General features: G+C 32.9%; 19 protein-coding genes and 1 tRNA gene. 10 read left to right on the forward strand and 10 right to left on the reverse strand.

Annotated features, from left to right (window positions below):
• Window positions 1-53: 53 nt before the first annotated feature.
• Window positions 54-3,716: a TraB/GumN family protein gene (locus tag ACWA1B_RS05340; protein WP_456904786.1), complete on the reverse strand. Its 3,663-nt coding sequence runs from the start codon at window positions 3,714-3,716 to the stop codon at window positions 54-56.
• A 246-nt stretch (window positions 3,717-3,962) separates the two neighbouring features.
• On the opposite strand from ACWA1B_RS05340, the gene ACWA1B_RS05345 reads away from it, so the two are divergent.
• Window positions 3,963-6,080 (forward strand): M3 family metallopeptidase, encoded by a 2,118-nt coding sequence (locus tag ACWA1B_RS05345; protein ID WP_456904787.1) that lies wholly within the window; start codon window positions 3,963-3,965, stop codon window positions 6,078-6,080.
• A gap of 156 nt (window positions 6,081-6,236) precedes the next feature.
• Here ACWA1B_RS05345 and tsf read toward each other — a convergent pair whose 3' ends face one another.
• The 6 genes from tsf to ACWA1B_RS05375 all read right to left on the reverse strand — a co-directional run bounded on the left by tsf (window position 6,237) and on the right by ACWA1B_RS05375 (window position 10,897).
• Complete coding sequence (gene tsf / locus ACWA1B_RS05350; protein WP_111288029.1) at window positions 6,237-7,199, reverse strand: translation elongation factor Ts; 963 nt, start codon at window positions 7,197-7,199, stop codon at window positions 6,237-6,239.
• A gap of 138 nt (window positions 7,200-7,337) precedes the next feature.
• Entirely contained in the window at window positions 7,338-8,102 is a 765-nt protein-coding gene (gene rpsB, locus ACWA1B_RS05355; protein ID WP_095927954.1) for a 30S ribosomal protein S2, read from the reverse strand.
• A 176-nt stretch (window positions 8,103-8,278) separates the two neighbouring features.
• Complete coding sequence (gene rpsI / locus ACWA1B_RS05360; RefSeq protein WP_035645327.1) at window positions 8,279-8,665, reverse strand: 30S ribosomal protein S9; 387 nt, start codon at window positions 8,663-8,665, stop codon at window positions 8,279-8,281.
• Entirely contained in the window at window positions 8,665-9,120 is a 456-nt protein-coding gene (gene rplM, locus ACWA1B_RS05365; protein ID WP_017497946.1) for a 50S ribosomal protein L13, read from the reverse strand. The genes rpsI and rplM overlap by 1 nt, the downstream gene beginning before the upstream one ends.
• Window positions 9,121-9,312: 192 nt before the next feature.
• Window positions 9,313-10,125 carry a ferritin-like domain-containing protein gene (locus ACWA1B_RS05370; RefSeq protein WP_456904788.1) on the reverse strand — a complete coding sequence of 271 codons (813 nt, stop codon included), beginning with the start codon at window positions 10,123-10,125 and terminating at the stop codon, window positions 9,313-9,315.
• Between the two features lie 25 nt (window positions 10,126-10,150).
• Window positions 10,151-10,897 (reverse strand): ferritin-like domain-containing protein, encoded by a 747-nt coding sequence (locus ACWA1B_RS05375; RefSeq protein ID WP_456904789.1) that lies wholly within the window; start codon window positions 10,895-10,897, stop codon window positions 10,151-10,153.
• Between the two features lie 195 nt (window positions 10,898-11,092).
• Between ACWA1B_RS05375 and ACWA1B_RS05380 the strand changes: the two genes are divergently transcribed.
• Complete coding sequence (locus ACWA1B_RS05380) at window positions 11,093-12,121, forward strand: LacI family DNA-binding transcriptional regulator (protein ID WP_456904790.1); 1,029 nt, start codon at window positions 11,093-11,095, stop codon at window positions 12,119-12,121.
• A gap of 67 nt (window positions 12,122-12,188) precedes the next feature.
• Here the strand turns inward: ACWA1B_RS05380 and polA are convergent, their stop codons facing one another.
• Window positions 12,189-15,029 (reverse strand): DNA polymerase I, encoded by a 2,841-nt coding sequence (gene polA / locus ACWA1B_RS05385; protein WP_456904791.1) that lies wholly within the window; start codon window positions 15,027-15,029, stop codon window positions 12,189-12,191.
• Between the two features lie 315 nt (window positions 15,030-15,344).
• Between polA and ACWA1B_RS05390 the strand changes: the two genes are divergently transcribed.
• From ACWA1B_RS05390 to ACWA1B_RS05420, 7 genes are all read left to right on the forward strand, one after another.
• Window positions 15,345-15,542, forward strand: a complete 198-nt coding sequence (locus ACWA1B_RS05390; RefSeq protein ID WP_456904793.1) for a hypothetical protein — start codon at window positions 15,345-15,347, stop codon at window positions 15,540-15,542.
• 51 nt (window positions 15,543-15,593) lie between these two features.
• On the forward strand, window positions 15,594-15,782 hold the full coding sequence (locus tag ACWA1B_RS05395) for a hypothetical protein (RefSeq protein WP_035645311.1): 189 nt from the start codon (window positions 15,594-15,596) through the stop codon (window positions 15,780-15,782).
• 192 nt (window positions 15,783-15,974) lie between these two features.
• The gene (locus ACWA1B_RS05400) at window positions 15,975-16,649 is read left to right on the forward strand and encodes a response regulator transcription factor (RefSeq protein ID WP_456904795.1); all 675 of its coding nucleotides are present in this window, start codon (window positions 15,975-15,977) and stop codon (window positions 16,647-16,649) included.
• Window positions 16,650-16,731: 82 nt separating this feature from the next.
• The gene (locus ACWA1B_RS05405) at window positions 16,732-17,997 is read left to right on the forward strand and encodes a sensor histidine kinase (RefSeq protein WP_456904797.1); all 1,266 of its coding nucleotides are present in this window, start codon (window positions 16,732-16,734) and stop codon (window positions 17,995-17,997) included.
• A gap of 108 nt (window positions 17,998-18,105) precedes the next feature.
• Window positions 18,106-18,291: a hypothetical protein gene (locus ACWA1B_RS05410; protein ID WP_456904799.1), complete on the forward strand. Its 186-nt coding sequence runs from the start codon at window positions 18,106-18,108 to the stop codon at window positions 18,289-18,291.
• 180 nt (window positions 18,292-18,471) lie between these two features.
• Window positions 18,472-19,707 (forward strand): metallophosphoesterase, encoded by a 1,236-nt coding sequence (locus ACWA1B_RS05415; RefSeq protein ID WP_456904801.1) that lies wholly within the window; start codon window positions 18,472-18,474, stop codon window positions 19,705-19,707.
• A gap of 73 nt (window positions 19,708-19,780) precedes the next feature.
• Complete coding sequence (locus tag ACWA1B_RS05420) at window positions 19,781-20,083, forward strand: thioredoxin family protein (RefSeq protein ID WP_026728605.1); 303 nt, start codon at window positions 19,781-19,783, stop codon at window positions 20,081-20,083.
• Window positions 20,084-20,108: 25 nt separating this feature from the next.
• On the opposite strand, the gene ACWA1B_RS05425 is transcribed toward ACWA1B_RS05420, so the two are convergent.
• Both ACWA1B_RS05425 and ACWA1B_RS05430 read right to left on the reverse strand, forming a co-directional pair.
• Window positions 20,109-20,747, reverse strand: a complete 639-nt coding sequence (locus ACWA1B_RS05425; RefSeq protein ID WP_456904804.1) for a polysaccharide deacetylase family protein — start codon at window positions 20,745-20,747, stop codon at window positions 20,109-20,111.
• Window positions 20,748-20,844: 97 nt separating this feature from the next.
• Window positions 20,845-24,126: a glycosyltransferase family 117 protein gene (locus ACWA1B_RS05430; protein ID WP_456904806.1), complete on the reverse strand. Its 3,282-nt coding sequence runs from the start codon at window positions 24,124-24,126 to the stop codon at window positions 20,845-20,847.
• Between the two features lie 245 nt (window positions 24,127-24,371).
• On the opposite strand from ACWA1B_RS05430, the gene ACWA1B_RS05435 reads away from it, so the two are divergent.
• Window positions 24,372-24,442 (forward strand) — tRNA-Gln (locus tag ACWA1B_RS05435).
• The last annotated feature ends 174 nt before the right edge of the window (window positions 24,443-24,616 follow it).

Genomic DNA, 24,616 nt, shown 5'->3' on the forward strand with positions numbered 1-24,616 from the left:
GCTTATTATAAAATCTGTTTTTTCAAAGTTAATTATTTTAAGCTTATAATAGATTAATATTCTCCATCAAGAATATTTTCATCTTCAATCTTTTGCTTTTCAAAACTGGATCTCAAATGTTCTTTGTTTAAATATTCTGTGGCTATTAAATCGTATTTCTTTTCTAAATCTTCTTCGTCATTAAGTTGTTTTGAATTGATAATATTGAAAGCAAGCGGATTTATTTTTCCGTTTTCGTTTATAAAACCAATTGTGTACAGCTGGTTTTTTTCCAGATCTTTTGCTTTTACTTTATAATAGAAAAGCGAAATCTCGTGACCATCTTTTTCAATGATTTTCTTTTTCATTAATGAAATGCTATCTTTTTCAGAAAGGCTCAGAAGATTAATTGCGGCAGCTTTTGAAATTTCTTCATCCGAAAAATGAATCAGTTCTTTTTTATTCTGATTCAATAAGAGATTAATTGTAACAAATTGTGTTTTCGGATCTTTTAAGAAGCCTTCAATTTCTGTTGAATTTAGTTTGTTGTTTATAATTCCTAATCGAGCCAATTCAATATTCAATTCCAGAATATCAAGCTTTCTGATTTTGTCCAAAATATCTTTAACTGGTTTCTCTTCAGCATAATTGTAGATTAAAGTTGTGTAAGTAAGCAAATCAGCCAGAGATTCATTAGTGTCAAAATAAATTGCTGTTGCTTCCAGATTATCATTGTTTTGTTTTGCTTTATTTTTCTGATTCCAGCTTGCGACCCTTTTGTATTCCAGTTTAGTATTGGTCAGAATTAATTTTTTAAATGTTTTTAATTTTTTAACCGAGATTAATTTTTGTTCAAAAAGCGAATTGCAAAAACTCACCACTGGATTATGATATTCCTTAATGCTGTAATACTGAAAAACATTGGGAAACAATTCTTTGCTGTTTTCTGAATCTTCTTCAAATGCCAAAAACAAGTTTGCAATCGCGAATTGATTATCTGGAATAGGTAAATCGTAATCTAACAATTCATTGATTTTTTTGTAAGCCGTTTTTGATTTTTGATTCGAAAGCGCTTTTAGAATACTAATTTGAACATCAGTTTTAACGGCTTCTTTTTTGTAATAATTTTCCAAATACGAAATAACGCGTTCGTCTTTCATACTGCCTATTTTTTCCAAAAGAGCGGTAAGAGCATCGGTTTCATTTTCTTTAAAACTGAACGTATCGATGAAATTGGTCAGACTTTCAAAATCATTTTCTGAAACATCCAGCGTGTTTATTGATTTTAAAGCCGAGTAACGAATTGTATCACTTTTGCTTTTTGCATCTTCGATAAAAAGTTTCACTTTATCTTCACTGCTTTCAGTTTGATTGTTTTTTGCAAAAGAAATTGAATTGAAAGTTTTTTCAATAAAAGCATCTTCGTTTTTATAATTTTTGCCCACAAGAGTGCTTAACAAATACGTCGTATTGTTCTTATATAAAACTTTATATTTTACGGCCTGAACGGCATTTGGCTTAGAAACTGTTGCGTTTATAATATAGCTTTTATCTTCTTTGTTATAAGTTGTATTTTCAGTTATAAATTCATAATTGTCTTTTTTGTTCAAAAGCATTTTGTTCCAAAGTGATGCTGAAAAACCATTCTTCGTATATACTTCTGCACTTAATAAAGAAGTCAGATTATCAGTGAAATTTTCATCGTCAAAATAAGTTTCAGTGAAACCTTCATAATCTTGCTTTAAAAATTCTTTTCTGAATTTATTTTGAATAGAATCAATAGGGAGATTGCGCTCATATTTTGGATATTTATAATATTGAAGCGTAATTTTTTGGCCTGTTTCAGAATTAAAATGCTGAAATTTTATAGACGAATTAAAAGTGTTTTTTCGTGTTTTTTTGTCAGGATTAAGGTTTAAAAACAAGTTTTCATTTTCTTTCTCCGGAATTTCTATTTTATAATTGGTAATTGAATCAACATAGATTTTAGATTTTGACGAATAGATAAAAGGCGAAATTGAAAATGATTTGAAAAATCGGTTTGTATTTTCTTCAGACGCATTTACGGTTCCAAGTAAATAATATTTATTTCCGGCAATTACCGTTTTTAGCTTCATATTTCTGTTTCCTATTTTTGAGGAAGAAATCAGTGAATTTTCTATTTTATTATATTTTACGTCAGTTGAATCCTGATCTTGTTGCAAATAAAACTCATAATGAATTTGTCGTTGTTCGTACTCTGAATTTTCTAAAGTTTCAATATCATTTAAAGTTTTTTCTCTTAAAAAATAATATCCTTTTTCTTGATTGTCAAATGCTTGAATGTCAATATTAGGTCCCGTTTCAGTATTATTTCCAAAGACAAAATTGAAGGAAGGAATTTCAGCTTCAAATCCGCCTTTTAATGGTTTTATTTTTTCCCATTCATTTTTAAAAGGCTTTATTTTGATGTTTTCAAAAACTTCATTTTCATATTGGCGAACATAATTTGACGGACCAGTCATTGAAACCGAAATAATTTCAAGAGGTGTAACAAAGAACTTAGAATGTTGGCTATTTCCTGTTTTAGTCACATTTTTTATGTCATAACCAGCGTAATTATTTTGTTCAAAATATTTTTTCTCAATAATATCACCGGCTATGTTTTCGAAAAATAAACTGTCTAAAGATTTTATATTGTAAGGAATATCATTTTTTTTCAAAAAATAGTTTAACGGAATTCTTTTGATTGTAATCGCGCCGCCATTTGTAAAATCGGGCGAGCCTAAATTTTCATTTTCCTCAATAGTTGTTTTATACAAAGGTAATTGCAGCATTTTGTCTTTTGTAGTTGTGACGCTGAAATTTGGATTTGGAAAATAAGCTTCAATTGTCTTTTTCTGATTTTTTCCACTTTCAGTAAAAGTGTCAATTATAGGTTTTACAGTGTAACCTTTTTGTCTTAAAAGTGCAATAATACCTTCATTTCCGCCAAGATGTGCCGCGCCTACAGCAGAGAATAAACTTCCGGTTTTAGCAATAGAATCAATACTTTTGGTCATCACTTTATTGCGGTTTACAATAAGAGCATCATGCGCTTTTTTAGAAAACATCAGTTTATAAATAGAGTCTAGCATAACAATATCTTTTTCCCTATAATATTCTTTAAGTACTTCTGTTGGGTTTCTATTTTTTAAAATTTTCAATAAAGCAGTCTTGTTTTCGTCTTTAGCAACAGCATCTTCATCTATTATATTAAGTATAGAAAGCATAGATTGTTTTGCGTCTTCAAGTCCGGCGATTTTCTTTTTGTATTTTTTTCCAGTCTGAAAAATAAACATGTCAAGAACAGTGTTTTCCTGAAAATCAGCCTGATCTCCTTCGACTCCTGATAACATGTTTTTAAAATATTTGGCATTATCATTTACAAAAATGGTCTTAATATTTTCTTTACTCACAGGGAACAAATAAAACTCCGAATAAAAACTTGGAGAGAAATTATAATCATCATTTTTCATTAAACCGTTCAGTTCTCCCCAGGTTTCCGGATTACTTTCGTTTGCCACAATATCTGATCCTAAAAGATTTTTGAAGAAAGAATCTGATAAATGAAAAGATACTTTTTCATTGACATGCATAGTTCCGTACAAATAAGAATTTTTGGTTAAACCGTTTCCGGATATTTCCCAAAAGAGACTTTTATTTTGTGCCTGAATAACTGAAGTTATTAATAATGAGATGTAAAGGAATTTTTTCAAAAGAAAAAGATTAAAGGTTTTGCTAAACAAATATAAAGCAGAATAGATTCGGATGTTTACGGTTTCCCGTTTTTATGCGTTTTTTTTATAAAGGATTTTCTGAACAACCCCGAATGCTTTTCTAGATTAAAGGTCTTTTAGAAGAAATCATTTTTTTTAACATTCTGTGAATGGTTTGTGATTCGTAAATTTTAGGTATTTTTGGAGAAGAACAAGTTTCTATTATTTATAATCAAATTAACGAGAATGAAAAAATTAATGTCAATTTTTATCATGAGTACAACTTTTTTTGCGGCTTCCGCACAAAGCAATTCTGATAATCCGTTGCTAAAACCTTGGCCAGGCCCTTACGGAGGAGTTCCTGCTTTCAATGAGTACAAAGTTTCCGACTTTAAACCAGCAATTCAATTTGCGATCCAGGAAAAATTAAACGAAATAGATGTTATTGCGAATAATCCAAAACCAGCTACTTTCGAAAATACTATCGTTGCGATGGAGCGTTCTGGAGGGACAATTGAGCGAATTTTGACTGTTTATGGAATTTACAGATCAAATTTAAGTAGTCCTGAATTTAGTGCAATTGATAGAGAATTGTCTCCTAAATTTTCTGAGTTTTCAGATAAAATCAATCAAAACAAAAAATTATTTACCAGAATCGAAACGGTTTATAATTCAAAAGATAAAAGCAAACTTACGGGCGAGCAACAACGTTTAATTTGGTTGTATTACACCAATTTTGTACGTCAAGGCGCTCAGCTAAACGACGCTGACAAAGCTAAAGTTGCAGGAATAAATAAAGAATTAGCGACTCTCTTTACACGTTTTAGCCAAAATTTATTGGCAGAAGAGCACAATCAGTACGTTGCTTTAAAAACAGAAAGTGATTTTGATGGTTTGCCACAAGAAGTTAAAAATGCAGCTATAGCCGAAGCAAAAGAAAGAAAATTGGATGTTATGGGTTGTATTGCTAATACACGTTCTTCAATTGAGCCATTTTTGACTTTTTCAACGCGTAGAGATTTAAGAGAAAAAGCATTTGATATTTTTGTGAAACGTGGAGATAACGGAAACGAAAATGATAACAATTCAACACTTGTTTCTATTTTACAATTACGTACTCAAAAAGCAAAATTATTAGGCTATCCTACATTTGCTGATTGGAGTTTGTCAAACAAAATGGCAAAAGATCCTAAAAAGACTTTGGCTTTGATGGAGTCAGTTTGGGAACCAGCTGTTGAGCAAGTTCATAAAGACGTTGCTGAAATGCAAAAAATTGTTGATGCTGAAGGAGGGAATTTTAAAATTCAGCCTTGGGATTACCGTTTTTATGCTGAAAAAGTTAGAAAAGCAAAATACGATTTAGATCAAAATGAAGTTAAACCATATCTTCAATTAGAAAATTTGCGTGAAGGTATGTTTTGGGTTGCTGGAGAATTATTCAATTTAAGCTTCAAACAAATTACAAATGTTCCGGTTTATCACCCAGATGTGCGTGTTTGGGAAGTAAGTAATAAAGTAACAGGCAAAGTTGTAGGTTTATGGTATTTTGATCCTTATGCTCGTGCAGGAAAACGTTCTGGAGCGTGGATGAATGCTTACCGCGATCAACAAAAATTAGAAGGAAATGTACTGACTATTGTGTCTAATAACTGTAATTTTGTTAAAGGTGCTCCAAATGAGCCAATTTTAATTTCTTGGGAAGATGCTTCGACTTTATTCCATGAATTTGGTCATGCACTTCATGGATTATGTTCAAATGTAACATATCCAAGTTTAGCAGGAACAGCTGTTGCAAGAGATTATGTTGAGTTTCCGTCACAATTATTAGAGCATTGGCTGGCAACTCCACAAGTATTGAACAAATTCGCTTTACATTATAAAACAAATCAGCCGTTACCTCAGGCTTTAGTCGACAGAATTGAAAAAGCTTCAAATTTTGGAGAAGGTTTTTCTACAGTAGAAACAATTTCAAGTTCTTTGGTAGATATGAAACTTCACTTGGCTACAGAGCCTATTGATCCTCATAAATTTGAAAAAGAAACTTTAGATGCGCTTCATATGCCTTCAGAAATTGTAATGCGTCACCGTATTCCGCAATTTGGACATATTTTCTCAAGCGATGGATATGCTGCAGGATACTACAGTTATTTATGGGCTGATGTTATCAATGCTGATGCGTGGGAAGCTTTTACAGAAGGAAAAGGTGCTTACGATAAAGCTGTTGCAAAAAGACTTTATGATACTGTATTTAGTGTAGGAAATACTATTGATCAGGAGAAAGCATATGAAAACTTCCGAGGAAGAGCGCCAAAATCTGATGCTTTGATGCGTGCAAGAAACTTCCCAATTAAGAGTAAAAAATAATTAGGAATTATTATTTATAAAAATAAGACTGTCAGAAATGGCAGTCTTATTTTTGCTATTTCTAAAGCAAATATCCATAAAAAAACCCATTTGTATTAAACAAATGGGTTTATATAATAAAGTAATGATATTTTTAAATATCAAAAAAGAATTAGATTAACCTAAAGTAACTCTTTTGAAACCAGTGATTTCAACATTGAATCCTTTAACATAATCACCAACTTTTTTACTATCATCTTTAATGAAGTTTTGATCTAAAAGAGCTTTTTCTTGATCTAAAGTAGTGTTGTCAGAAATGAAACGTTGAACTTTTCCTGGAAGAATTTTATCCCAGATTTGCTCTGGTTTACCTTCAGCTTTTAATTCAGCTTTAGCATCTTCTTCAGCTTGTTTGATAACTTCAGGAGTTAATTGAGAGAAAGAGATGTATTTAGGAACATTTTTTAAAGTTTTTCCTAAACGTTTTGCTTCTTCATTATCTTTTTCGATTACAGCAATACGAGCAGCAAGTTCAGATTCAACGAAAGCAGGATCAAAATCTTTGTAAGATAATGTGTCAGCTCCCATAGAAGCAACTTGCATAGAGATGTCTTTTGTTAAAGCTTCAGCGTTAGCAACTGGAGCAGAAATTGCAGTTAAAGCAGCAATTTTATTAACGTGAACATAAGATCCAACATAAGCACCTTCTAAAATTTCGAAACCACCGATTTCGATTTTCTCACCGATAACTCCAGTTTGCTCGATTAGTTTCTCAGCAACTGTAATTCCGTTGAAATCAGAAGCTAATAATTCTTCTTTAGAAGAGAAGTTGATAGCTCTTTCTACTAAATCTTTAGCTAAAGCAACAAAAGCTTCATTTTTACCTACGAAGTCAGTTTCACAGTTTAAAGTGATGATAGCTCCTTTAGTGTTATCTGCATTGATGAAAGAAACAGCAGCTCCTTCAGCAGACTCACGGTCAGAACGGTTAGCAGCAACTTTTTGTCCTTTTTCTCTAAGGATTTGTATAGCTTTATCGAAATCTCCTTCAGCTTCAACTAAAGCTTTTTTACAGTCCATCATTCCGGCACCTGTAGATTGTCTTAATTTATTTACGTCTGCAGCAGTAATTGTTGCCATAATATTTTGAATTTTAATGTTAAAAGTAAAAATTCCATCTTCTAAATCCCAAACTCCAATTTTATTAAATTATCAACATAACGTTTTTAATTTTGTATTTGGAATTTGGAATTTAAAATTTGGAATTTAAAATTTGATTTATTCTTCAGTTGCAGGAGCAGCTTCAGCCTCAACAGCAGGAGCTTCTTCAGCAGCTTCAACTTCTTTTTCAGCACCTCTGTCAGAAAGACCTTCGATTACTGCAGTAGTCACTAAAGATAAAATTTTGTCAATTGATTTAGAAGCGTCATCATTTGCAGGAATCACGTAATCAACCTCTCTTGGGTCAGAATTCGTATCAACCATTGCGAAAACTGGAATGTTTAATTTTTGAGCTTCTTTTATTGCGATGTGTTCAGCTTTGATATCTACTACGAACAATGCAGCTGGTAGTCTAGACATGTCAGCGATTGAACCTAAGTTTTTCTCTAATTTAGCACGTAAACGATCAACTTGCAAACGCTCTTTTTTAGATAGCGTGTTGAAAGTACCATCTTTCTTCATTTTATCGATAGAAGACATTTTTTTAACTGCCTTTCTGATAGTTACGAAGTTAGTTAGCATTCCACCTGGCCATCTTTCAGTGATGTAAGGCATGTTTGCAGCTTTTGCTTTATCAGCAACGATGTCTTTTGCTTGTTTTTTGGTAGCTACGAATAAGATTTTTCTACCTGATGCAGCGATTTTTTTCAAAGCTTCATTAGCCTCTTCAATTTTAGCTGCAGTTTTATATAGATTGATAATGTGAATACCATTACGCTCCATATAAATGTAAGGAGCCATGTTTGGATCCCATTTTCTAGTCATGTGTCCGAAGTGAACACCTGCTTCTAGTAATTCTTTTACTTCTATTTTGTTTGCCATTTTTGTACTAGTTTACGTTCTGTTGATTAGCAATGTGTGAATGGCGGTTTCCCTGGCTTCATACATTTAGATGCTAAACTATATCCTACCTCGATAGGAGAGCAACAATAACTGTGTTTTTTAATTTCAATAAATAATTGATAATGTCTTGTCCCATCTGAACAAGACTGGTAATATTAACGTTTAGAGAATTGGAATCTCTTACGAGCTTTCTTCTGACCGAATTTCTTACGTTCAACCATTCTTGGGTCTCTTGTTAATAAACCTTCTGGTTTAAGGATTCCTCTGTTTTCAGCGTTAACTTCGCACATTACGCGTGCTAATGCCATTCTTACAGCTTCTGCTTGACCAGTTGTACCACCTCCGTAAACGTTTACTTTTACGTCAAAGTTACCAGCGTTTTCTGTCATAGAAAGCGGTTGTAAAACTTTGTATTGTAAAGTTGCAGTTGGAAAGTAAGTTGCGAATTCTTTTTTGTTTACAGTGATGTTTCCAGTTCCCTCAGAAACGTATACACGTGCAACAGCGGTTTTTCTTCTACCGATTTTGTGAATAACTCCCATTACTTAAGATCATTTAGGTTAACAGTTCTAGGTTTTTGAGCTCCGTGAGTATGCTCAGCACCTACAACAACATTTAGATTTCTAAAAAGTTCAGCTCCTAATTTGTTTTTAGGTAACATTCCTTTTACCGCTTTTTCTACTAATAATGCAGGGTTTTTAGATTGCAATACTTTAGCAGTTAAAGTTCTTTGTCCTCCTGGGTAACCTGTATGACGCATGTAAATTTTGTCATTCATTTTTGTACCTGTAAGGTTAATTTTCTCTGAGTTGATAACAATTACGTTATCTCCACAGTCAACGTGCGGTGTGTAACTTGGCTTGTACTTACCTCTTAAAATCATTGCAACTTTAGAAGCAAGACGTCCTAAGTTATGACCTTCAGCGTCAACAACAATCCACTCTTTAGTTACAGTGGCTTTGTTAGCTGAAACTGTTTTGTAGCTTAATGCGTCCATAATATTATTTTAATTAAACATTCCATCCCCAATAAAGGGGATGCAAAAGTACAATTAATTATTTTAAAACCAAATACCTGAAAAGAATATTTTATATCCTGAAAATCAGGCTCTCAGTTTTGTATTTAAATCATTAAAAAAAAACACCTTCACGATAACGCGAAGGTGGTTCAATATTTTGATTTTTTTGTGTTAAACGATAAATAAATTTGCAATGTCAACAACTTGTTGTGTGGTCAATGGTTCATCATAAGCTTCTGATCCTGCGGCTGCTCCAAAAGCGGCTGCTGTATTGAATCCAGCCTGAATTGTTACACCTTCACCATCATAAACGGCCTGTGTGGCTGCTGGCATTCCGGCACCTCTTTCGGCATTTGAAATCCAGCCTTTTAATCCGCGTAAGCGTCGAACTTCAGATGCATGTCTTGCTTCAACCGAATGTATTTGCAATGCGGCAGTCAGTAAGTCGGGAGTTGAAATTAAATTCGCAGCTTGACCTTTATAAGCTCTAACGCCTGTATCTTCGAAAGCTTGCGCTAATGCTAAAAAGGTAGGATAATCATGAAAAGGATCAAATGCGCCTCCTACAGTAAAATCAAAAGTGGGTTTTGCAACAAAATTAGGGCTCATTGTACCGCCTAATCCTGCTATTAAAAATTTTACGTGATCGGATTCGTGATCTGCGATTTGCTGAAAAACTTTTAGATCTCGTCCTCCGTTTTCTGACGCTGGAATTACTCCCGAATCTAAAGCCATTGCATAAAATTCGTTTTCAAGATATTCTAAGGTCAATGCAAATTGCAAAGCTCCAATTGGCGTTGCCGGTGTTGCGGTAATATCTTTTGCCATTGCTTTATTGGCTAAAGCCGATAATCCAAAAGGTATTGACGCCATGGCCAGATTTTTTCCAATATTTCCAAACTGAGTAAAACTGTCTCTTCTCGAGCCTGTTCTTGCCATTAAACTGTCATCGGTAAAGGTTTCTATAAATTTTAAAATATTCATAATTTCTAAGTTTAGCTAGTTAATATTAAGGTAAATATTTGGCAGTAAATTTTGTAGTAATGAATCCTCCGGCAATGGGTAGAATTTTGGAAGGATCTTTTGCAACATCCAAACCAGTTGATGTGTTTACAATATCGTCACCCGCAAAATCTTTAGAATTAGGGTTTATTAAGCTTCTTATTGCTGAGGCATGTCTTGCTTCAACAGAAACAATTTTTCCGGCTAATAATAAATAATCGGCGCTTTTAATTAGTTTTCCAGCACCGTTGTATGCTGCAACTCCCGTGTCTTCAAGTGCTTTTGCAGTAGCAAGAACTTCGTTACGGCTATTGAAGTTGAGAGAGCCATAATTGAATGCTAAGGAGGGAAGCAATTGAGAGCCAGGATCTGGAAGGGCTCCTGTTAAAGCAGCTTTAAAAAAATCTCTGTGAACTACTTCGTGATGATACAGGTCGGTTAAAACTTGTTTTTCGGTGTCATTAAAAATAGAATTGAAACTTGAGGAATTTACAACTTTTGTATAAAAATCAGCTTCTAACTGTTCTAAGGCGTAAGCATAAGTTAGTACGCCAAAATCTCCTGAACCTAAATCAAACACTCCGTTCTTTATGCCTGGCAGGGTATTATCCTGCATATCGTTATCATCATCATTGTTGCTGCAACCAGCCAAAACCAAACCCGCACTAACTAGCGTTAAACCGCTGAGCTTTAGAAAGCTCCTTCTGTTATTCAGTGAAGGGTCAACTTCATGAATTTTAACTTCATTTTTCATAATCAAGGTCTTTTATAAGGTTAATAAAGCGTATATTAGAGTATTAACGAGATTTAAGGAGATGCGGTTTTAAAAATCAGTGTTATCTTCTTTTTATTTTCAAAAGACCTTATATTTTTAATAAGTGGTAGGGCTTTTTTGTTTTATTTTAGGTAATTCTACTATATTTGTATTAATTACATAAAATTTTAATAGATGAAAGCTAAAGCAACTCTTAAACAAATTGCGAAAGAACTAGGTGTTTCTGTGTCTACAGTGTCTAAAGCATTGAACGATAGTCCGGAAATTAGTGAGCAGACGAAGGTGAAGATTAAGGAGTATGCCAAACTCAAAAATTATAAACCTAATGTTATTGGTCTGAATTTAAAGAATAGAAAAACCAAAACTATTGGTGTAATTATACCTAATATATTGAACTCTTTTTTTGCTAAAGTTTTTAGCGGAATCGAAAAAGTAGCCGACAAAAAAGGATATAATGTAATTACTTGTATTTCTAATGAATCTTTAGAAAAAGAAATTCATACTCTTGAAATGTTGAGCAACGGGACTATTGATGGTTTTATTCTTTCAGTTTCTGAAGAAGCACAAAAGCTTCAGGATTACAACCACTTTTCGGAAATTATTAATGATGGAACGCCAATTGTAATGTTTGACCGTATTGCTGATGAAGTTGATTGTGATAAAGTTGTGGTTGATGATTTTGATTCTGCTTTAAACTCAACACAGCATTTAATTAATTTAGGATGTAAAAATATTGCACTGATTTCGTCAGTAGATAATTTGAGCGTTGGAAAATTAAGAGCCGATGGATATTTGAAAGCTTTAAAAGACAATAATATTCCGGTTAACGAAAATATCATTCTAAGAACCGATTCGGAAGATGATATGAAAGCTAAAATTGATGGACTTTTTGATCATAAAATTGACGGAATTTTTGCTTTGGATGAAAATGATTCGGTTGCTGCTTTAAGAGTGAGTTTGAAAAAAGGATACAGAGTTCCAGAAGATATTTCGATCATAGGTTTTGCTGACGGAATTTTAGCTTCAAGACGTTTATCTCCAAGTTTGACAACAGTAAGTCAACATGGAATTGAAATTGGTGAAGTTGCTGCAAAAAGACTAATCAAAAGATTAGAAGAAAGCGAAGAAGAAACTTCAGATTATGAAACAATCGTTATCAAGACGGTTTTAAAAGAACGAGAATCTACTAGAAAAGCAAAATAAATAAAAAACCACCAGAACAAACTGGTGGTTTTTTTATGCTTTAATGTTAATTAGAAAACCAAAAAAATTAATGTGCTTCTAACCAATCTTTACCTAAACCTAATTCAACTTCCAATGGAACAGCCATTTTAAAAGCATTTTCCATTTCGTGTTTTATCATTGGTTGGATTTTTTCGAGTTCGTCATTATGAACATCGAACACAAGCTCATCATGAACCTGAAGCAACATTTTTGACTTCCAGTTTTCGTTTTGTAATTTTTTATGAATGTTGATCATCGCAATTTTGATTACATCGGCGGCACTTCCCTGAATTGGAGCATTTACTGCATTTCGTTCAGCGGCACTTCTTACTACAGCATTTGCGGAATTAATATCTTTTAAATAACGACGACGACCTAAAATAGTCTGTACATATCCTTTTTCGCGTGCAAATTCTATTTGCTCGTTAATATAAGATCTTAATCTCGGATACGTTTTGTAATACGCTTCAATCAAAGCGGCACTTTCACTTCTCGATAATGAAGTTTGGCTACTCAACCCAAAAGCAGAAACACCATATATAATTCCGAAGTTTACTGTTTTTGCATTGCTTCTTTGTTCACGAGACACTTCTTCTAAAGGAATATTAAATACTTTAGCGGCAGTTGCTTTGTGAATGTCTTCTCCATCCTGGAAAGCCTTAATCATGTTTTCTTCACCACTTAGTGCAGCAATAATTCTTAATTCGATTTGAGAATAATCGGCAGAGATTAAAGTATGATTTTCATCGCGTGCAACAAAAGCTTTACGAATCTGACGTCCTCTTTCTGTACGAATCGGAATGTTTTGCAAGTTTGGATTATTGGAACTCAAACGCCCTGTTGCAGCAACTGTTTGCATATAATCGGTATGAACACGCAATGTTTTTTTGTCTACTTGTTCTGGCAAAGCCAAAATATAAGTGCTTTGCAATTTCACCATTTGGCGCCAATCCAGAATTTGTTTTACAATCGGATTGTCATTGGCTAAATAAGTCAAAACTTCTTCTCCGGTTGCATATTGTCCCGTTTTGGTTTTCTTTTGTTTGGCACCGCCAATTTTCATTTTGTCAAATAAAATATCTCCTAATTGTTTTGGAGAAGCAAGGTTGAATTTCTCGCCTGCGGTTTCATAAATTTGCTGTTCCAAAGATTTGATTTCCACATCCATTTCAGATGACATTCCTTTTAAGAAATCAACATCCAGACGAATTCCTTCAGTTTCCATGGCGGCTAAAACGCTTACTAACGGAATTTCAATTTCATCAAACAACTTTTTAGTTTCTGTTTTGTCTAATTCGGTTGTGAAGATTTCTTTTAATTGTAAAGTAATATCAGCATCTTCGGCAGCATATTCTTTGATGTCCTCTAAAGGAACATCGCGCATAGAAAGCTGATTTTTTCCTTTTTTTCCAATTAAGTCTTCAATTGATTTTGGAGAATATTTCAAATATGTTTCGGCTAAAATATCCATATTATGACGCATATCCGGATTGATCAAATAATGCGCAATCATAGTGTCAAAAAGTTTTCCTTTTACGGTAACACCATAATTAGCAAGGATTTTTAGATCGTATTTTAAATTCTGTCCAATTTTTTCGATGTTTTCATTTTCGAAAAATGGAACAAATTTATCAATCAAAACTTGAGCTTCTTCTTGGCTTTCCGGAAACGGAACGTAATATGCTTTCCCTTTTTCAAAAGCAAAAGACATTCCCACCAACTCTGCATGCAAAGCATCAATTCCAGTTGTTTCAGTATCAAAGCAAACCGAAGTCTGGTTTTGTAAATTCTGCAAAAGCAATTTCACACCCAAATCTCCTTGGATAATCTGGTAAGAGTGAGGTGTATCTAATAATGTATTGTAAAAAGAAGTTCTTGGAGCTTCAGTATCTTCATTTGTAGTAGCACTTCCAAAAAGATCAAATTGGTCTTCGTTTTTAGGTTGTGGTTTTTTGTACAATTTAGCATCAGCAACTTCTGGCGCAACAGTTTGAGTTCCGTCAGTTTTGAACAAATTGTCAAACTGTTCTGCCATTCTTCTGAATTCTAATTCCTGAAAAATAGCATCTGTTTTTTCAATATCCGGACGTGTTAATTCATAATCAGTTTCATCAAAAGTTACGGGACAATCTAATAATATAGTTGCCAATGTTTTAGAAAGAAGTCCTTTTTCTTTATTGGCTTCAATGTTTTCTTTCATTTTGCCTTTTAGCTTGTCGGTATTTGCCAAAAGATTTTCCATTGTACCAAATTCTTTCAAAAGTTTTTTGGCAGTCACCTCTCCAACACCGGGAAGTCCAGGAATATTATCGGCAGCATCGCCCATCATTCCAAGAAAATCAATTACTTGTTCTGGTCTGTCGATTTCAAATTTTGCCAACACTTCAGGAACGCCCCATATTTCGATTCCGTTACCCATTCTGGCTGGCTTGTACATAAATATATTTTCAGAAACTAACTGAGCAAAATCTTTATCCGGTGTTACCATAAAAACTTTGTAATTCTGTTTTTCTGCTTGTTTGGCAATAGTTCCAATCAAATCGTCGGCTTCAAAACCTTCAACTTCAATAATCGGAATATGCATTGCTTTTAGCAGTTCGCATATATAAGGTACAGCAATTTTTATGGCTTCGGGCGTTACGTCGCGGTTGGCTTTGTACTCTGGAAATATTTCATTTCGCATTACACTTCCGCCTTTGTCAAAAGCAACGGCCAAGTGGTCTGGTTTTTCTCTTTTGATAACATCCAGAAGTGAGTTCATAAAACCCATAATTGCAGATGTATCCATTCCTTTTGAGTTGATTCTCGGGTTTTTTATAAAGGCATAATAACCGCGAAAAATTAATGCATATGCATCTAGAAGAAAAAGGCGTTTTTGAGTTGACATATAAAAAATATTAGTCTGTAAAAATAAACAATTGGGTTCTTAAAAATTATAGTAACAAGATTTTTTTTCCACCATATAAGTTATATAAGTTCATTTAAATATTCTGGATCAATAAATATTAGATGCACTGCTGTGTGCCTCTACAGCGAGCATGCTGATAAGATGAATTTATATAATTTATATGGTGGAAAAACAGTAAAAGTTAATGTCTAGTTAAAAATGTTTTATTCAGGGATTTCTTCATTTTGGCTTCATTTTGCAGAGGTAATTTTGATCTGTAAAATAAAAGGTAATTAATTTTAAATCTTAAAAATCATGAGAAATTTATTGATGTTATTAGTAGCAGTTTTAGGAACAAGTGCAATGGTTCATGCGTTTCCTGCAAAAGATGGTAAAACAGTTCCAGTCAAAGAAGTTACCACAGCAAAACATCCTAAACACAAATCTGATAAAAAAGCAAAATCAGAAAAAACTGAAGCTCCAAAAGCAGAGACAGCAAAAGTAAAAAAATAAGAAAAAGAATTTAAGAGAATAAAAAAACATTAATTTAAAAAATTAGAAATCATGAAAAATTTATTGATGGCCGCAGTATTGATTTTAGGAACAAGTGCAATGGTAAATGCTCAAACTGCACCAACTCAGGCTGCACCGGCAAAAGAGGTAAAAGCAACTAAACACCATAATCACAAATCTGGTAAAAAAGAAAAATCAGAAAAAAGTGAAGCTCCAAAAGCAGAAGCTGCAAAAAAGTAAAATAAAGATTGTTTGAGTTTTGTTTTTTATCATGGTAACCAAAAACAAAACAAGAATAATGATTATGGAGAATGCGGTTGGAAAAGGCTGATGAAGAAATTTATCAGCTTTTTTTATTCGTTAATTTTTTAATAATGCGTAACATGATTTTTTAAAATTGCTTAAATTTAATTGCGCTTAATAGCTGTTTTTATGAATATTTTAATTGTTGAAGATAACAGAGAGCTTGCAGTAGAAGTTTATGATTTTCTGTGCAATGCGGGTTATGTCTGTAAAATTGCCCATAGTTGTAATGATGCTTTAGAAGAAATTAGCAGTAATGATTATGATGCCATGCTGCTTGATCTTGGCTTGCCAGACGGAGACGGTTTTGAAGTTTTGAAAGCCGTACGAAAAACACAATCAAAAATGGCTGTAATTGTCCTCACAGCCCGCGGAGAATTAGATGACAGAATAAATGGTCTTCATTTAGGTGCCGATGATTATTTGACAAAACCTTTTGCATTGACAGAACTCAGCGCGAGATTATTTGCCGTGATTCGCAGAATTCATGGTTTTACATTAAATAATTTAAGTATTCACGGCTTTTTGCTTCAACTACAGGATTATAAAGTCAGTTATAATGAGATACCGCTTAGTCTGACTAAAAAGGAATTTGATATTTTTCAGTATTTGGTTTTGAACAAAAACAGAGTTATCACCCGACTTCAGTTAACAGAGCATATTTGGGGCGATATCCTTGAAGTTAATTCCGATTCCAATTTTATAGATGTTCATGTTCGAAATCTTCGAAAAAAATTAGACAAACATCGATCTATAGATTGGTTTGAAACCGTTCGAAATGTAGGTTATCGTATAAACGAATAAAAATAAATTTGTGAAGATAAAACATCAGTTAGCTATTTTTAATGCATTGACGCGATTGTTGGTGATTTTAATTTTATGGCTAATGCTACCTATTTTAGTTGAAAATGTCGTTTACCGACATATTAATAATGGCTTGGTTGAAAAAAAGAAAAAATTTATTGATCATTTGAATAAAAAAGAAATTGATGATTTTATTCAAAATGCCGATGATTCAACCGAAACTTATTCCCAATTTTCTACGCTTCACAGTGAATTCTTAGTATTATCCAAAATTCGGGTAAAAGAAAAAGATAAAAAAGCCATTTTTACGAATGAATACAGAATTATTGAAGGAGAAGAAAATGAATACCGAATTCTGCAATATCATTTTACCTACGAAGATCAAGGTTATCAATTAGAAATCGGGAGTAGTTTGAGTGAAGTAAACGACCTTACTTTTATTATCAGATTTTTTATAATTATTGTTTTGGTTGTTATTTTGCTGGTTACCTTTTTGGCCGATACAGTTTATATTGAATATTTGCTAAAACCTTTTTATAAAATCATCGATACAAAAATAAGGCGGGTTAATGAACCGGAAGCTTTTGACCATACTCCGATAAAAGCAAATTCAAGAGATTTTAGAGAATTAGATTTGGTTTTGAATCAAATGATGGATCGGATCTCAGAACTTTTCAAAAAAGAAAAACAATTTATTTCGAATGTTTCTCATGAATTGTTAACGCCAATTGCGTTGTTGAAAAACAAATTTGAAAATTTGCTTCAGAATGATTCTCTAGATGATAATGCTATGGATAAAATAGCAGGCTCATTGAAAACGCTGGATATGCTGAAAAAAATCATCAATAATTTGCTTTTAATTTCCCGAATTGAAAATAATCAGTATGAAGCGACCGAGAATATTAATTTTCATGAAATTATAAATGACCTTCAGGAAGATTTTCAGGATCGTATAGAGGATCGTGAAATTGATTTTGTAAATCAGATGAAGTTTGATTATGTTTTTATCGGAAATAAAACACTGATCCATATTTTGATTTATAATTTGGTAACCAATGCCATAAAGTATAATCGTCCAAAAGGAACTATTATAATTTCAGATGGATTTGAAAAAGAGCGTTATTTTATTTCAATTGCTGATTCAGGATTGGGAATGAGTGAAGCTCATTTGGAAAAAATATTTAAGAGATTTGCCAGAATCAATTCAGATCAGGAAGGTCAAGGCTTGGGACTTGCTATTGCTGAAAGTATTGCTTCTTTTCACCATATTGAAATCAAAGTTGTTTCAAAAATAAATGAGGGAACAACCTTCACATTATTGCTTCCGGAAACTGTAAAACACAATTAAAAGTTAATTTTTTTTTCACTGATGCAATCTTCATTTAATCTTCATTTTGTGATTCTATCTTTGAAGTATAATAAGGAAGTAATTAACAAATCAGCAAAAAAATTAATTATGAAAAAAGTAATAATGTTAGCAGTAGCTGTTCTAGGGACAGTGGCTATGGTAAACGCTCAAACAACTCCGGCTCAAACCGCTCCAGCAAAAGAAGTAAAAGCTCCTAAAAAAGAGAAAAAAGCGGATAAAAAAGCTAAAAAAGCAGAGGCAGCTAAGCCAGAAGCCGCAAAAACTCAAAAATAAAAGGCACAAGTTTGCTAAGCAAACGTTGTTTTGGTTTATAAAAGGTTTTAAAAAATTTGGTAGAGAAAAAGCTGGCAGAGAAATCTGCCAGCTTTTTGTTCTTTATTTTTGAGTTAAATTTTTGATAATAAAAAGCAATAAAATTTTCATTCTTTGTTACTTTGCTTAAAACTAAAACTAATGATCCTTCGTTTTGTAATTCTTTGTGCCCTTTTTCTGTTTATTGAGTTTTATTCCTATCAAGCTTTCCGAACCCTTATCAAAGTAAGATGGGCTTTAATAAGTTATCAGATTATAAGTTTTCTGCTTTTAGCATTTATCATTTATTCATTTACTCAATTTGACCGCTCCGTAGGACAAACCAAGCAAACCATGTTTACAATGGGGCTAATGTTGTTGGTTTATGTTCCAAAAATTGTTCTTACATTAGTAATGTTTGGTGAGGATATTTTTAGAATTGGCGCCAGTCTTTTGAATTATTTCATGTATAATGCTCCGAGAAAAGAAATGATGCCAGATAGAAGAAAGTTTATCAGCCAGATTGCATTAGGATTGGCGGCAGTTCCTTTTTTATCTTTGATATATGGAATTTTTGAAGGAAAATATAACTTTAAAGTCATTAAGCAAACGATCTTTTTTCCAGATCTTCCAGATGCTTTTGATGGTTTCAAAATTACTCAGATTTCAGACGTTCACAGCGGAAGTTTTGATAATCCGGAAAAGATAAATTATGCCATTGATTTAATCAACGAACAAGAATCAGATATGATTTTGTTTACCGGAGATATTGTAAACACTCATGCAAAAGAAATGCATCCGTGGCTGGAAACTTTTAGCCGAATTAAAGATTATAAATTTGGTAAATTTTCAGTTTTAGGAAATCACGATTATGGCGAATATGTGACTTGGCCATCAGAAAAAGAAAAAGATGAAAACTTTCAGGAAATCAAGAGTCTTTATGGCCAAATAGGATTCAAATTGTTACTGAATGAACATACTTACATTCAAAAAGGCGATGATAAAATTGCATTAGTTGGAGTAGAGAACTGGGGTGTTAATTTCAAGAAAGCCGGAGATTTGAATAAAGCCTCTCAAAATCTAGCACAAGAGGATTTTAAAATTTTAATGAGTCACGATCCAAGCCATTGGGATGCCGAAATTAAAGATCATCCTAAAAACTTCCATTTGACATTGGCAGGACATACACATGGAATGCAGTTTGGAATCGAAATTCCAGGTTATTTTAAATGGAGCCTGGCACAATACATTTACAAACAATGGGCTGGTTTGTACGAAACTGCCGGAAGATACATTTATGTTAACCGCGGATTTGGTTTTCATGCTTATCCAGGCCGAGTTGGTATTATGCCCGAAATAACAGTGATAGAACTAAAAAAGGGCAAGAATGTGGCTTAATTCGTTAAAAATGCTACATTTGTAGAATATTTGCCTCTTTGTAGTAAATTAAAAAATTTAAATTTTTGGTTTTATGTCAAAATTTGGAGAACTAATAAATGCTCAAGTCCCTGTGTTAATTGACTTTTACACAGATTGGAATGAATCGTCAGTATCAATGCATCCTGTAATTAAAGATGTTGCGGCTGCACTTGGTGATAAAGCCAAAGTAATCAAAATTGATGTAGATAAGAATCAAGAACTAGCTGAGGCTCTTCGTATTAAAGGACTTCCAACACTTATGATTTATAAAGAAGGTCAAATGATTTGGAGACAATCAGGAGAACTTGATGCAAATACAATTATAGGAATTGTTCAAGAGCAATTTAATCAATAATAAAACTTTTTATTGATGTTGTTTTTTAATGAATAACATCAAAAGCATATCCATTTTCTTTTAAAAAATGTAAAGTTTTCGGTAAAGCAAATTTTAAATTTTGCGATGCCTTAATACTGTCATGAAAAACAATTACACTTCCCGAAGTTACATTCTTAGTCACATTCTCAAGACATTTTTCTGGCGTTATTGATTGGTCAAAATCGGCACTTAAAACATCCCACATTACTATTTTGTAACCAAGATTTCGCAGAATTTTAGACTGTGCTTTTTTTATTTTTCCGTAGGGAGGACGAAATAATAAGCTGTTCAGTTTTTTTTCATTTGCTAAAATCGAGGCACAGTTTTTTACATTTTCAATATAATCATTAGTTTGGCTTTTCCATCCATTAATATGGTTCATGGTATGGTTTCCAATAGCATGACCTTCGGCTATAAGCCTTTCAAATAAAGTTGCGTTTGCATTTATATTTTTCCCGATACAGAAGAAAGTGGCTTTTGCATCAAATTTTTTCAGTTCACATAAAACCCAGTCTGTGATTTCTGGCGTAGGGCCGTCATCAAAAGTGAGGTATATTTTCTTTTCCTTGTTTGGGATATCCCAACAATATTTAGAAAATACCTTTTTGATAAAAGAATTTGTTTTTACCCAATAAAAGCTCATTTTGAAATGGATTTACATATACTGTAAAATTAAAAAATGCAGTGCTATTTATCTAACAGCACTGCATTTTTTTAATTAGTATATTTTTCGTATCTTATTATTCTTTTTCACGGCCAAAACGTTCGAAGACATTTACATATGTATTGAAAGTTTTTTTGTGTTTTTCATAAAAAGCTTCATCGTGATTATGCTTCATTACTTGTAAAAGACTTCTGTAACGCTCGATATCAGTAATAATATCCATTGCAAGATCAGTTTGATCGCCTGGAGGCAATGTTGCGTAATAGTTTAGGTTTTCATTGTATTTTTTTACAAGCTTATTAAGTAAATCTTGTGCTTTTGTAGTTTCGCCTACTTTGTAATATCCATTTGTAAAAGGTTCTACTAATGAATAATAACCAAATTTATCCAATGGTAGCTTCGTCATTGCTAAATTGATAACATTTTTAGCTTTGTCAATTTTGCCTTCAGCAATAAGTTGATCCATTAAACGAGATAAGTTAGTACGGTAAGTAATGCTATTTCTTCTGGTTTCAGGATCGTGATAGATTTTATCACTTTCGCTATTCCCCCAATCCCATTTCATTACAATATCGTACATTTTGTCGGCATCAATTTGTCCCATATCCATTGGTCCGCCATCTTTTGAAGGAACATTTTTAACAGGAACTAATTTGTAAACCATTCCATCTAATTGTAAATAATCTTTTAACCATAAGTAATCTTCATCATCAAATGCACCTCCGCTGAAGTAAATTGGACGTTTCCAATTGTTATTGGCCAAGATATCAAGCATCATTAAACGGTTTTTGTACAATGCGCTTCCTTTGATATCAATATCTAAATAAGGAACAATAGAGTCGTTGTATTTTGGATTTACGACCTTATTTTTAACAATGATATTTTTGTCAACAGGAACTCTGATTTTATTTGTTGGATAGAAATGAATTGTTTGTCCGTTTTGAAGACCAACTGTTGATTTTGGATTTTTAATAAAATTGATAAAATCAGTGATGTTCCATCGAGTGTCTATTTTTTGAATATGAGCAACATAATCTAATTTATCTCCGACATAATCATCATGTGTGAAAGATATTGGCAATGGATCAGATTCATATGCTTTGGCTTTCATCTGGTCAATGTACCAGTCCGTCATGAATAAACTTGTATTTACGATTTTCACATCGGTTCTAAAATGCTCAATTTCCTGAGCATACCAAAGAGGGAATGTATCGTTATCACCAATGGTAAATAAAATAGCATCTTTATCACAAGAACTTAAGTATGCTTTTGCCATTGCAACTGCTGTGTATCTTCCTGATCTGTCGTGGTCATCCCAGTTTTGAGAAGCCATTAAAATAGGTGCGGCTAACAAACTTCCGGCAATAATTACTGGTCCTGCAATTTTTGGTGCAATATATTTTTGAATACTCTCATATAAAGAGTAAACCCCAAACCCAATCCAAATGGCGAAAACATAAAATGATCCTACAAGCGCATAATCTCTCTCGCGAGGTTCAAATGGCCTTTCGTTCAAATAAATTTTTAAGGCAATTCCGGTAAATAAGAATAAGGCTAAAAGAACATAAAAGCTTTTAAGATCTTTGTTTGCGTGGTACATTATTCCGATAAGACCTAAGATAAAAGGAAGGAAATAGTAAACATTCCGACCTTTATTGTTTAAAACATCTGAAGGAAGATTGTCTTGAGAACCTAAATGTAAAGAGTCAAGTGGTTTGATGCCGCTGATCCAGTTTCCATCTAAATTATCGTATTTTCCTTGAACATCACTTTGTCGTCCAACAAAATTCCACATCAAATATCTCCAGTACATATATCCAAATTGGTATTCGAACATAAAACTGAAATTATCTACAGTTGTTGGTTTTTCAATTGTTAAGTATTTTCCATAGCTCTTTAAGAATTTTACATAACCTTCGTTGTCAATTTGTTTTTGAGCATATGCTTTTCTGAACTCAGAAACTGTTTTATCAACTTCATTTCTTAATTGAGCTGTGGCTTTATTGTATTCATCTTCACTTAATTGGCTTACGTCAATTCCGTATTCTCCTAAATCTTCTTCGTAATTGTAATTTGGGTTGATTTTGAATTTAGGCGGATTTGTAAAGTTGATATAATTTTGAATGTGACCCATTTCGGTACTCCACATTCTTGGCAGAATCGTTTTTTGATTGTCATCAGAGTTTTGATCTGCGTTTTTATAATTATTGGTAATGATATATTTACCTGTTTTATAATCTCTTTCGTAGTTTGGTTTTTTATCTAAATAAGGTGTTTTTTCATCAAGTCCAGCAAAAAATTCTGTGTATTGCGGGCCGTAAAATAAAGGATTCACACCATATTGTTCGCGATTATAATAAGCTAAAACTTCAATAGCATCTGATGGCTTATTTTCATTGATTACTGTATTTGCATTTGCGCGGACAGGAAGCATCATCCAAGTAGAGAAACCAATCAGGATGAATAAAATACAAAGAATAATAGTGTTGTAAAAAATTAGACCTTTTTGTTTGGTGAATTTTAAACCAAAATAAAAGAAAGCGATAAAGAGCAATGCCACAAAAATGGTTCCTGAATTAAAAGGAAGCCCCAAACTGTTAACCATGTATATTTCGGTTTTACCAAAAAATGCCATAGTCAAAGGCAGTAATAATTTAAAAATGAATAATAAGATTCCAATAACAACTACGTTGGCAATCAAGAAGTTTTTTATGGTAACTTTTTCGTAGTGTTTGAAATAGTATAGAAAACCTATCGAAGGAATTGTCAATAATGCCATAAAATGAACACCAAATGAAAGTCCAACAACTAATGAAATTAGCAAAAGCCATTTGTTTCCTTTTGGTTTGTCCATGTCTTGTTCCCAACGAAGGCCAAGCCAGAAAAGCAATGCAATTAATAAAGAAGCCATAGCATAAACTTCGGCTTCAACTGCATTAAACCAAAAACTGTCAGAGAAAGTATATGCTAATGCTCCAACAAATGAACTTCCTAAAATGACAATTGAATTGTTTTGATCAATTTCGGCAAAACGTGCTACAATTTTTTTCAAAATCATAGAGGAAGACCAAAACATAAATAAGATTGTAAATGCGCTAGAAAAAACAGACATCATATTAACCATTACCGCAACATGTTGCGCATCTATGGCAAACATGGCAAAAAAAGCGCCCATCATCTGGAATAAAGGTGCTCCTGGCGGGTGGCCAACTTCAAGTTTAGCTGCTGTGGCAATATATTCGCCACAATCCCAAAAGCTCATTGTAGGTTCGACAGTTAATGTGTAGGTAATTAAAGCGATTGCAAATGCAAACCAACCAATAATTGTATTCCATTTATTGAAATTGAATTGTGCCATATTTAGGTGTTAAAATTTTGTATGTTTTCTATCCTACAAAGAAAATGTTTTTTTATGTAAAGAAACGAGCATTAACAAAAAATTCTATAAATCTATGTTCGAAAAGTAATATATTGTTTATGAGGTACTTCTAGTGTTGATGCATTTTTTTAAATAGAAAAAAAGCAAAAAAGTTATTTTTTTTGAGCAAAAAGTTTGCAGAAACTAAATAAAGCCTTAAATTTGCACTCGCTTAACAGCACTGCTGGTCTATGGTGTAATGGTAACACTACGGTTTTTGGTGCCGTCTTTCTAGGTTCGAGTCCTAGTAGACCAACAGAAAAGCCTCTCAGAAATGAGAGGCTTTTTTTATTTAAAAAAGATTTCTTAAAAAATTTGCATAAATTAAATAAAGTTTTAATTTTGCACCCGCTTAACAGCACTGCTGGTCTATGGTGTAATGGTAACACTACGGTTTTTGGTGCCGTCTTTCTAGGTTCGAGTCCTAGTA

The sequence above is a fragment of the Flavobacterium xizangense genome, from assembly GCF_054075145.1.

Excerpts from the sequence above, each read along its gene's own strand:
- ACWA1B_RS05345 (WP_456904787.1), top strand. The coding sequence starts at position 3,963 with ATGAAAAAATTAATGTCAATTTTTATCATGAGTACAACTTTTTTTGCG.
- tsf (WP_111288029.1), bottom strand. The coding sequence starts at position 7,199 with ATGGCAACAATTACTGCTGCAGACGTAAATAAATTAAGACAATCTACA.
- rpsB (WP_095927954.1), bottom strand. The coding sequence starts at position 8,102 with ATGGCAAACAAAATAGAAGTAAAAGAATTACTAGAAGCAGGTGTTCAC.
- rpsI (WP_035645327.1), bottom strand. The coding sequence starts at position 8,665 with ATGGGAGTTATTCACAAAATCGGTAGAAGAAAAACCGCTGTTGCACGT.
- rplM (WP_017497946.1), bottom strand. The coding sequence starts at position 9,120 with ATGGACGCATTAAGCTACAAAACAGTTTCAGCTAACAAAGCCACTGTA.
- ACWA1B_RS05370 (WP_456904788.1), bottom strand. The coding sequence starts at position 10,125 with ATGAATATTTTAAAATTTATAGAAACCTTTACCGATGACAGTTTAATG.
- ACWA1B_RS05375 (WP_456904789.1), bottom strand. The coding sequence starts at position 10,897 with ATGAAAAATGAAGTTAAAATTCATGAAGTTGACCCTTCACTGAATAAC.
- ACWA1B_RS05380 (WP_456904790.1), top strand. The coding sequence starts at position 11,093 with ATGAAAGCTAAAGCAACTCTTAAACAAATTGCGAAAGAACTAGGTGTT.
- polA (WP_456904791.1), bottom strand. The coding sequence starts at position 15,029 with ATGTCAACTCAAAAACGCCTTTTTCTTCTAGATGCATATGCATTAATT.
- ACWA1B_RS05390 (WP_456904793.1), top strand. The coding sequence starts at position 15,345 with ATGAGAAATTTATTGATGTTATTAGTAGCAGTTTTAGGAACAAGTGCA.
- ACWA1B_RS05395 (WP_035645311.1), top strand. The coding sequence starts at position 15,594 with ATGAAAAATTTATTGATGGCCGCAGTATTGATTTTAGGAACAAGTGCA.
- ACWA1B_RS05400 (WP_456904795.1), top strand. The coding sequence starts at position 15,975 with ATGAATATTTTAATTGTTGAAGATAACAGAGAGCTTGCAGTAGAAGTT.
- ACWA1B_RS05405 (WP_456904797.1), top strand. The coding sequence starts at position 16,732 with ATGCTACCTATTTTAGTTGAAAATGTCGTTTACCGACATATTAATAAT.
- ACWA1B_RS05410 (WP_456904799.1), top strand. The coding sequence starts at position 18,106 with ATGAAAAAAGTAATAATGTTAGCAGTAGCTGTTCTAGGGACAGTGGCT.
- ACWA1B_RS05415 (WP_456904801.1), top strand. The coding sequence starts at position 18,472 with ATGATCCTTCGTTTTGTAATTCTTTGTGCCCTTTTTCTGTTTATTGAG.
- ACWA1B_RS05420 (WP_026728605.1), top strand. The coding sequence starts at position 19,781 with ATGTCAAAATTTGGAGAACTAATAAATGCTCAAGTCCCTGTGTTAATT.
- ACWA1B_RS05425 (WP_456904804.1), bottom strand. The coding sequence starts at position 20,747 with ATGAGCTTTTATTGGGTAAAAACAAATTCTTTTATCAAAAAGGTATTT.
- ACWA1B_RS05430 (WP_456904806.1), bottom strand. The coding sequence starts at position 24,126 with ATGGCACAATTCAATTTCAATAAATGGAATACAATTATTGGTTGGTTT.